The organism is Haladaptatus sp. W1 (genome assembly GCF_001723155.1).
Lineage (GTDB): Archaea > Halobacteriota > Halobacteria > Halobacteriales > Haladaptataceae > Haladaptatus > Haladaptatus paucihalophilus.
The window spans coordinates 1-2,075 of the sequence record NZ_MEIH01000312.1; the positions used below are offsets into that span (position 1 = coordinate 1).

General features: G+C 64.7%; 2 protein-coding genes and 1 pseudogene. 2 read left to right on the forward strand and 1 reads right to left on the reverse strand.

Going from position 1 to position 2,075, the window contains the following annotated elements; translation table 11 throughout:
- Window positions 1-167: DUF6735 family protein (locus tag BG842_RS32790; RefSeq protein ID WP_342764811.1), on the reverse strand; the 167-nt coding region annotated here is incomplete at its 3' end.
- A 114-nt stretch (window positions 168-281) separates the two neighbouring features.
- On the opposite strand from BG842_RS32790, the pseudogene BG842_RS29030 reads away from it, so the two are divergent.
- Window positions 282-1,058, forward strand: a pseudogene (locus BG842_RS29030) (glycoside hydrolase family 15 protein); the annotation flags it as partial.
- Between the two features lie 85 nt (window positions 1,059-1,143).
- A complete protein-coding gene (locus BG842_RS29035; RefSeq protein ID WP_394327483.1) occupies window positions 1,144-1,935 on the forward strand; it encodes a D-2-hydroxyacid dehydrogenase in 792 nt (263 codons plus the stop codon).
- The last annotated feature ends 140 nt before the right edge of the window (window positions 1,936-2,075 follow it).

A 2,075-nucleotide genomic window follows, 5' to 3' on the forward strand; every position in this document is an offset into this window, starting at 1 on the left:
ATGCGGGACGGGCGGTTGCCCGCGAAGGGTGTTTCCGGCGTGATTCCGTGACGGAGTTCGAGGTCCGCCGCGCCCCAGTGTGCGTAGTGACGGTCGTACCGGCCGTCGGGTCGCTCGTAAACGACGAGTGCTCTGTGTCCCACGGTGGCCCGGAGTGCTTCCGTCATTACATAAAAACATCCGCCTCGTCGCCGACGGCGCGGACGGTGAACCGCCCAAAGGTTCAATTCGTTGCTCGGTCGAATTATCGATATGACGCGGTTTGCTGGGGGTCCGAAACGATGACCCGGTATTCTCCACTCGAACGGTACGGACTCATCGGTAATCTGGAGACTTGTGCGCTGGTCAACGACGAGGGCGAAATCGAGTGGCTTCCCCTGCCACACGTCGAATCACCGAGCGTGTTTACGAGCGTCTTGGACGCCGAAAACGGGGGATTCTGGCGGATTCAGCCGACCGACTCGTTCGACTCGGAACAGTCGTATCTCGACGGAACGAACGTGTTGCGGACGACGTTCGAAACGAATTCCGGGCGCGTGCGGGTTACCGATTTCATGCCCGTCCGCGACGACGGCATGGAGCGTGCGGTCTACCGCGAGGTGACGGCTGTCGAGGGAACCGTCGAACTCGAACTGACGTTCGCCCCGCGATTCGATTACGCACGGGGGGAATCAATCGTGGAATCCACCGACGGCGGGGTTCGTGTCTCGGACGGGGAGTATCCGACTGACGACGCGGAATTCGTCTTTCTCGCGGGCGGTGTCGGATTCGAGGTGGACGGGGCGACCGTCCGCGCCACGTGGTCGCTGTCGGCGGACGAATCGACGTGGTTCGTGCTGTCGCACGAGGAGACGGGTGAGGCGGACCCCGACGTTTGTTCCCAGCGCCTCGACCGAACGGTGGATTTCTGGCGCGACTGGGCGCACTCCTGCCCGGACGGGTGCTCGTTCGACGGGGTGCACCACGACCTCGCCGTCCGGTCGGGATTGGTCCTCAAACTGCTCACCCACCGCGAAACGGGAGCCATCTGTGCCGCGCCGACCACCTCGCTCCCCGAGAACGTCGGCGGGGTTCGAAACTGGGATTATCGCTACAGCTGGATTCGAGACGCCGCGTATCGCCGACGCCGAAATCGTGACCGGGATGACCATCGACGAGTCCCTGCTCGCCCACGCCGAAAACATGGAACTGTTCGCGTGTGCCTACGCCGGAACGGGACACCTGCCGCTCGACGCCCTCGAATCACGGGGTGTCGCGGTGACGAACGCCTCGGGGGTCCACGGTCCGAACATCGCGGAGCACGTCGTCGGCGCGATGTTGACCTTCACGCGGAAGTTCCTCCGCGCCGGGCGACAGCAGTCGCGCCGCGAGTGGCGGCACTTTCAGGCCCACGAACTACAGGGGAGTACCGTGACAGTGGTGGGGTTGGGCGCAATTGGCCAGGCCATCGTGGAGCGGTTGGACGGGTTCGGCGTCGAGACGGTCGGCGTCCGCTACTCGCCCGAAAAGGGCGGCCCGACCGACGAGGTGGTCGGCTTCGACGACCTGCACGACGCGCTCGTCCGGACGGACTACCTCGTGCTGGCCTGCCCGCTGACGGACGACACGCGCGGGCTACTCGACGCCGCGGCGTTCGACACCCTGCCGTCCCACGCCGTGCTGGTGAACATCGCCCGCGGCAAGGTGGTCGAGACGGACGCGCTCGTCTCGGCGCTCCGAGGCAACCACATCCGCGGGGCGGCGCTGGACGTGACCCGACCCGGAACCCCTGCCGGAGGACCACCGCTGTGGACCTTCGAGAACGTCCTCATCACGCCGCACATGGCGGGACACACGCCCGAATACTACTCCCGCTTGGCGGATATCGTGGCCGAAAACGTCGCACACGTGACCGAGGCGAGTTCGTACGACGACCTCCGGAATCAAGTTCAGTGAGGACCGATTCGCGGTTTCCGTCCGTCATTCGTAGAAATAAATGGGTGATAAAAGCGGGGTCCGCAATCGCGTTCGGTGCGTGCGGAACTACCAGATTTGGGCGGCGGGCGTCTCGCAGGTGTCACAGACGACCGCCTCGT

Excerpts from the sequence above, each read along its gene's own strand:
- BG842_RS29035 (WP_394327483.1), top strand. The coding sequence starts at position 1,144 with ATGACCATCGACGAGTCCCTGCTCGCCCACGCCGAAAACATGGAACTG.